Raw genomic sequence first — 6506 nt, 5'->3', positions numbered from 1 at the left:
TCGACACCGGTGTCGATCAGCGGACTGACGTACGCGTAGCCGAATTCCAAACCACTGGCGACGAAGTGTTCCAGTTGGCCGGGGATGGTCTCGGCCATGCGTCGCCTCAGGCGCCGACCCCGCGCGTCGTCCCGCAACAGCCGCTTCGTGCGAGAGGTCTGCGCACGGGTGAGGCCGTCGGCGGCGGTGGCCATGACGCGGTCGGGAAGCCTCGACAGCCACGGCTTGGCCATGAACTCGGTGGCCTGGTGCAGCGAGCGGTTGGTGATACCCAGTGGCGCGGTGACCTCGTCCAGCTTGAAGTGGTTGGTCGTGCTCTGCTCGGCGAACCGCGTGACCACTGCTCTGCGTTCAATCTCGTAGGTGTCGAGCAGCGAGTCCGGTGCGCCCGAGTCCAGCACGGCCGCCAGCTTCCAGGCCAGGTTGTGAGCATCCTGGACGCCGCTGTTGAGACCGAATCCGCCCGTGTGCGGGAACCGGTGTGCGGCATCGCCGATCAACAGCAGCGGTCCTCGCCGAAACGTGGTGGCCATTTGCGAGGTCATGGTCCAGGTTCCGGTCGAACGGATCTGGTAGTCGGTCGCCCCGATGACGTTGGGTAGCTGCCGATTCCAGTAGTTCTCGCTGTCCCGCGCGATGGATTGTGCCGGGTGCAGGTACGGCGTCATCAGCACGTAGTCGTCGTCGGCGTGGGCGATCATCACTCCGCTGAAGCGGGGGTGATAGATCCAGCTCAACAAGGGACGGGCGTCGCCCTCCGGGTAGAGGTTGGGTGCGTGGAAGAAGACACTGCCCATGTTGGCCAGGACTGGTCCCTCCATGGCAATCCTGGCGGCGTCGCGCAAGGAGCTGTTGGCCCCGTCGGCGGCGACGACGTACTGGGCCGCCTCGGTGGTGGGCGCTGCCCCTGGCGGCTTGAGCACGAGAGTGCCCGCGTCGAGGTCGGCGCGCCAACCGCGGCGGAAGTCGATCAACCCCTCGTCGTCGAGTGCTTCCCACAGAGCGGGCATGAGCAGATGCTGACCGATGTGGGAAATCAGGAACGGGCTGTGTCCTTGAACTTCGGCAAGCCGATCCGGTTCGGAGAGCAAGTCGATCTCGCCCAACGGGGTGGCACGGACGTCGGTGCACCATCGAATGAGGTTCACCGTGTCGATGGCCGGGGTCATCGCCACGAGTGCGCGGATCAGGTTGGGGGACGCCTGATTCCAGATCTCGAGCGTGCGTGCGTTCACGACGTGGGCGGCGGGATGCAGTCTGGCCTCGGTGCGGTGGTCGACGATGGTACTGGGGATGCCGTAGCGGGCCAGCAGCAGCGCCAACGTGCAGCCGGCAGCACCCGCGCCCACGATGACCACGGGTTCAGTCGTCATGTCTCACAGAGTCTTCCACGTGAGGGTGCGCTTGTTGGCTCGCTGTGTGGTCCCCGGACGAGTGCCCGCGCCTCGGCGCAGCAGGTCGACTTCCTCCGCGCCGGCGCGCAATCGTTCCAGGAGGTAGTCCGGGTCGGTGTTGACGCCGATCGGGTTGTCGGCGAACTCCTGGCTGTTGAAGTAGTCGGCCGTTTCCTGGGCGGTGGGGAAGTTCTCGACCTGAAACTCGAGGCGGATACCCTCGGGGTCTTCGTAATAGAGGCTGGTGGTCGGGCCGTGGTTGATGGACCAGACGGGCTTGATGCCAACATCTTTCAGGCGCTCGTAGGTCAGCAGCAGCTGCCTCAGCGAGGGAAAGGTGAACGCCAGATGGTCGATGCCGTAGGTCTTCCGTCGCAGTCGAGCCAACGGAAAGACATGACGCAGGGGTGGTGGAAGTTTGACAAGCGCGAGACGGTGACTCTCGTGATCCCAGGTGAGAAAGGCGATTTGGCCGTCCTCGTGGACGACGCGGGCGCCGAACACGTGCCCGTACCAGTCGATCATCTCCGCGCTGCGGGCGGTCTTGACCACCCAGTGGGCGATGAACGCGGGCACCACACGGTCGGGCAACTGGTCGAGGTCGGCTGCGGACGTCGTCTCGTCGGTCGGCATCAGACGGCTCCCTTCTCGGAAGATGGTTCGGTGATGGTGGTCCGTTGAACGCCAAGGTCGAGTGCACCGTCGGCGCTGCGGATCGACGCGTTGACCACGTCGCCGGGTTTCAGATACGGCTTGCGCTTGTTCATCGTGATGAACGACGCCCAAAGCTTGTCCTCGGGAAGCAGCGCGGTGGCCAGCCGACGCACCAGGGGTGGTGGCGAGGTGGCGACACATCCGTGCGGGGTACCGGTGAGCAGCACGTCACCCGGGCTGAGATTGCAGAATTCGGTCAGCTCCGTCAGCGTCTCGGCAGGGCGGTAGAGCATGTTGGCGGTGTTGTCGCCTTGGCGTGGCTCGCCATTGACGTCGAGCCGCAAGTCGAGGTCGTCGAGCAGGGGAACGTCCTCGGGTTCCAGCACGGCCAGCACCGGTCCGGTGGGGCAGAACCCGCGGTAGCTCTTGCCCTTGAGGAATTGACCTTGAGGGAGTTGCACGTCACGGGCGGAGAGGTCGTTGGCGATGGTGACCCCGAAGACGTACTCGTGCAGGTTCTCCGGCGTGATCGTGGTCGGCGTACCGACGTCTTGGCGCATCACCAGGGCCAGCTCGATTTCGTAGTCGAGCAACGCGACATGGGCCGGCCGGACGACCGGGGCATCCGGTCCGGTGATGGTGGCGTCGGTCTTGTCGAAGAACAGGTTGAACGCCCGCTCGTCGGGGTTCATGCCGGACTCGATCGCATGCTGGCGATAGTTGGCGCCCTGACACATCACCCGGCATGGGGTGGTGATCGGCGAGAGCGCCTCCACGTCATCCAACCGAAGGTTGCCGACCTTCGTCGCGGCCGAGCGCCAATCCGACTCGCCGCCCTCGATGAGATCTGCGGTGCGCGTATAGGTTCCGTCAAGAGGCGAGATGGCGCCGCCACTGAGGACACCCCACCCGACGTGTTGTTCGTGGCGGTAGCGAATGAGGTGGGTGACCACCGAATCTCCTTTGATTGCCGGTGTGCGAGACACCTTCAGTCAAGGCCGGATGACCATCGCAATGCTTGGTTCGAAGCCCAAAATCGGGGCGGTCCGCTTGGGCTGAGATACCAATTGCGGCGGTCGCGGAGTGTTTAGGCTCGTCCCATGACAGTCCGACAGCGTGCGCATTGGCTGGCGTTGCACGGCGTCATCCGTGCGGTCGCGTCGGCGGGAGCGCGCCGCGGCGATCCGCAGGCGAGGATGATCGCCGATCTCGCGGTGCGGGCCGATCCCGGTGCGTTCGCCGACGAGTTGCGCGAGCTCGGCACCCTCGTTCGCGGCCGCGCAGCGTGGTTGACCGCCGACCACGAGACAGCGCACCGCCTGCTGCGATCCAACGACTTCTCGGTGACCGCCATCGGCCGAAACCTGCCGGGGCCTCTGCGGTGGCTGGAACGTCGCACGAGGGTCGGGGGGCGGATGCATCCACTGCTGCCGCCGTCGCTGCTGTCGGTCGAGCCACCCGAGCACACCCGGTACCGAAAGACCGTCTCGTCGGTGTTCACGGTGAAAGCGGTTGCCGCGCTGAGGGAACGGGTGGAGACGGCAGCTGTGTCGCTGATCGCCGATCTCGACGGTGGCCAAACCGTCGACGTCGTCGACCGCTACTGCTCTCAGCTGCCGGTGACGGTGATCGGAGACATCCTCGGAGTGCCCGAGCGTGACCGGTCCAAGATTCTGCAGTTCGGTGAACTCGCCGCGCCCAGCCTGGACGTCGGGTTGTCGTGGACGCAATATCTGCGCGTCGAGGAGGGCTTGCAACGCTTCACCACATGGCTCGAAGATCACATCCGGGGCCTTCGCACGGCACCGGGGGATGACCTGATGAGTCAACTCGTCGCAGCCAGCGACGACGGCGTTCACCTCGACGACGAGGAGCTCGTGGCGACTGCAGGTCTGGTGTTGGCCGCGGGATTCGAGACCACGGTGAACCTTCTGGGCAGCGGCATCCGGTTGTTGCTCGAACACCCCGAACAGCTCGAGCTGCTGCTGGCCGAACCCGACCGGTGGCCGAACGCCGTCGACGAGATCTTGCGGTTGGAGTCACCGGTCCAGTTGACCGCGCGCATCGCCGACGTCGACGCCGACGTGGCGGGCCAGACGGTCACCGCGGGCGAGCCGGTCGTGCTCTACCTTGCCGGCGCCAACCGCGACCCCGCCGTGTTTCCCGACCCGCACCGCTTCGACGTCACCCGTGACAATGCGGGCAGACACCTGTCCTTTTCCGGTGGCAGACATTTTTGTCTTGGTGCCGCACTGGCAAGGGCCGAGGGCGAGGTCGGCTTGCGCACCTTCTTCGCACGTCACCCCACGGCGACGCTCGCGGGCAGCGGACGGCGGCGCGACACCCGCGTGCTGCGCGGATGGTCGACGCTGCCAGTCAGGCTTGACTAGGCAGGACGGCGTCGCCGAGATCCTGTGCGAGGGTGAGTGCGGCGTGTAGCTGCAGACGGCGCTCGGTGGCCGGCCGGCCCCTCAGCTCCTCGGCGCGGTGTACGCGATAGGCGACGGTGTTGCGGGCCACGTGAAGGTGGGCTGCGGCACGGGCCAGACTGCGATCGCGATCGAGATAGCACTTGAGGGTGTGACGCATCATGGCCGCCGACTCGCCGGGACCCGCCAGCGCGCCGAGTTCGCGCGCGACGAACTCACCGGCTGCGGTCATGTCTGCGCTGAGCATCGCGACGAGGTCGACGTCGACGTAGTGCAGCAGCGGCGCGCCAGTCGGCGACGCACCGATACGGGCGGCGTGGCCGGCCTGTTGATGGCTGCGCCGGAACCCGTCGAGGCCGCTGCCGGCCACCCCGGTCGCCACCCGCACGTTCGGCGGTACCACCACCGAGTCCGCGTTGGACGGCACCGGTGGGTGGGCGGTACGGGACCCCCACGCCCACACCCGTTGGGCGCCGACCGGCAATACGAGGGTCGACGCGCAGCCCGCCGCGCCCAGCACGGCGTCCGCGGCGTGCCGCAAATGCGTCGGGTCTGCAGGAGCGCTGCCCCCCGTCCCAACGATCACCGCGAGGTGCCAGCGACTCAAGTCGTAACCAAGCGTGCGAGATGCTCGTGCCAGCGGAATCTCGTTGCCCGACAGGATGTTTTCGACGGTCTCCATGCGCAAGGCCGTCGAACTGGTCAGCCAAGCCTCGTGTGCGCGGGCGTACTCGCTCGACATCCGCTCGTTCACGACTTCGACCACGCCGAAGAGGAGTTCGCTGATGTGCCGCATCTCTTCGAAGCGCTGCGACGCGGGGATCACGCGGGCCGCCGCGTCGAGCAGCACCTCGGTGGCCGTGGCGTGCGCGAGGTGGATGCTGCGCAGCATGTGCTCGATGCCGATCCCGCGCGCCACCACTTCCGCCGGCCCCGTCAGCACTTCAGGCATCGCGGCGAAGGGCTCGTCCGTGTCGCCGACCAGAGCGGCAAGCGCACCCAACGCCACCGCCTCGCACCCCCTTCGCACCTCGACGGCCACCGCGTCGGCCGCGAGTTCCGGGATCGCCGAGGTGATGCGGTCGGCCATCGTCATGCCCAGTTCGACCGCCCAACCCGCCGGCCCCGGTCCGAGGAGCGAGGCCAGATCTCCGGCGCGGTCGGGTAGCAGTGAGACGGCCGAAAGTGGTTGATCGTCAGAGGGTTTGAGATCGGCAAGCCAGGGACGCCGTGTCATGACACCCCGACCGCCCTGGCTGTCGTGGCGATGGTCGGCCGCAGGTCGTTTCGCCGTTGACCGTCGGTCGTTGACTTATGATGGCTGCGGCCCACTGGTCCGCGGTGGTCACGCGTTGGACGACGAAGGGGGGTGCGATGGTGACGTCGAAGAAGCCGACCGCGCGGGCTCAGCAAGCCGCTGAGACCCGTGCGCGGATCGTGGACGCCGCCGTCCAGATCTTCTCCGACCAGACCTACGACGACGTTGCGGTCAGTGACATCGCCAAGGCCGCCGGTGTCGCACATGGGCTGCTCTTTCACTACTTCGGAAGCAAGCGCGGCATCTACCTCGAGGCGATGCGCGGAGCTGCAGAGGAACTGGAAGTCGCCTTCGTCTTCAAACCCGAGTTGGCACCGGCCGAGCAGATACGCCACGCAATCGCCTCGCACTTGCGCTTTCTCGCCACTCACCGCGGGCTGGCCTTGCGCCTGATCCTGGGCGGGCGCGGAGCCGACCCGGAGGCGTGGGAGGTCTTCGAGGCGGCCCGATGGCGAGCGGTGGAGGCAACAGCCGACCTGTTTGGCGTCGACTCCCGACGCCCCGCCGTGCGAATGGCGGGGCGAGCCGCCGTCAGCGCCATGGACGAAGCAACCATCTTCTGGCTGGACAATGGGCAGCCCTTCGGAGTGGACGACATGGTCGAGTGGATGGTAGGCATGACGGCTTCGATTGTCCGCGAGGCGATCCGACTCGATCCGGCGATCGGAGTCGAGGGCGCGCTGCAGGAAGTCGACACCTGATCGTCGAGTT

The 6506-nt window shown here is 66.7% G+C and carries 6 protein-coding genes; 2 read left to right on the top strand and 4 right to left on the bottom strand.

Going from position 1 to position 6506, the window contains the following annotated elements; translation table 11 throughout:
* The 3 genes from B1790_RS18905 to B1790_RS18895 all read right to left on the bottom strand — a co-directional run.
* Nucleotides 1-1373, bottom strand: a 1373-nt coding sequence (locus tag B1790_RS18905) for an FAD-dependent monooxygenase (protein WP_079924814.1), incomplete at its 3' end; no start/stop codon positions are given.
* A 3-nt stretch (nucleotides 1374-1376) separates the two neighbouring features.
* Nucleotides 1377-2027, bottom strand: coding sequence for a VOC family protein (locus B1790_RS18900; protein ID WP_079924784.1), 651 nt, complete (start codon nucleotides 2025-2027; stop codon nucleotides 1377-1379).
* Nucleotides 2027-3001 carry a fumarylacetoacetate hydrolase family protein gene (locus B1790_RS18895; protein WP_079924783.1) on the bottom strand — a complete coding sequence of 325 codons (975 nt, stop codon included), beginning with the start codon at nucleotides 2999-3001 and terminating at the stop codon, nucleotides 2027-2029. The genes B1790_RS18900 and B1790_RS18895 overlap by 1 nt, the downstream gene beginning before the upstream one ends.
* 147 nt (nucleotides 3002-3148) lie before the next feature.
* Between B1790_RS18895 and B1790_RS18890 the strand changes: the two genes are divergently transcribed.
* The gene (locus tag B1790_RS18890) at nucleotides 3149-4438 is read left to right on the top strand and encodes a cytochrome P450 (protein WP_079924782.1); all 1290 of its coding nucleotides are present in this window, start codon (nucleotides 3149-3151) and stop codon (nucleotides 4436-4438) included.
* On the opposite strand, the gene B1790_RS18885 is transcribed toward B1790_RS18890, so the two are convergent.
* On the bottom strand, nucleotides 4425-5714 hold the full coding sequence (locus B1790_RS18885) for a CdaR family transcriptional regulator (protein WP_079924781.1): 1290 nt from the start codon (nucleotides 5712-5714) through the stop codon (nucleotides 4425-4427). The genes B1790_RS18890 and B1790_RS18885 overlap by 14 nt on opposite strands.
* A 137-nt stretch (nucleotides 5715-5851) precedes the next feature.
* On the opposite strand from B1790_RS18885, the gene B1790_RS18880 reads away from it, so the two are divergent.
* Nucleotides 5852-6496, top strand: a complete 645-nt coding sequence (locus B1790_RS18880) for a TetR/AcrR family transcriptional regulator (RefSeq protein WP_158083842.1) — start codon at nucleotides 5852-5854, stop codon at nucleotides 6494-6496.
* Nucleotides 6497-6506: the final 10 nt, after the last annotated feature.

Source organism: Mycobacterium sp. AT1 (assembly GCF_002043095.1).
Classification (GTDB): domain Bacteria; phylum Actinomycetota; class Actinomycetes; order Mycobacteriales; family Mycobacteriaceae; genus Mycobacterium.
This window is presented reverse-complemented; position numbering and strand designations above follow the sequence as displayed.

Coding starts and splice junctions, on each gene's coding strand:
- B1790_RS18900 (WP_079924784.1), bottom strand. CDS start 2,027: ATGCCGACCGACGAGACGACGTCCGCAGCCGACCTCGACCAGTTGCCC.
- B1790_RS18890 (WP_079924782.1), top strand. CDS start 3,149: ATGACAGTCCGACAGCGTGCGCATTGGCTGGCGTTGCACGGCGTCATC.
- B1790_RS18880 (WP_158083842.1), top strand. CDS start 5,852: ATGGTGACGTCGAAGAAGCCGACCGCGCGGGCTCAGCAAGCCGCTGAG.
- B1790_RS18885 (WP_079924781.1), bottom strand. CDS start 5,714: ATGACACGGCGTCCCTGGCTTGCCGATCTCAAACCCTCTGACGATCAA.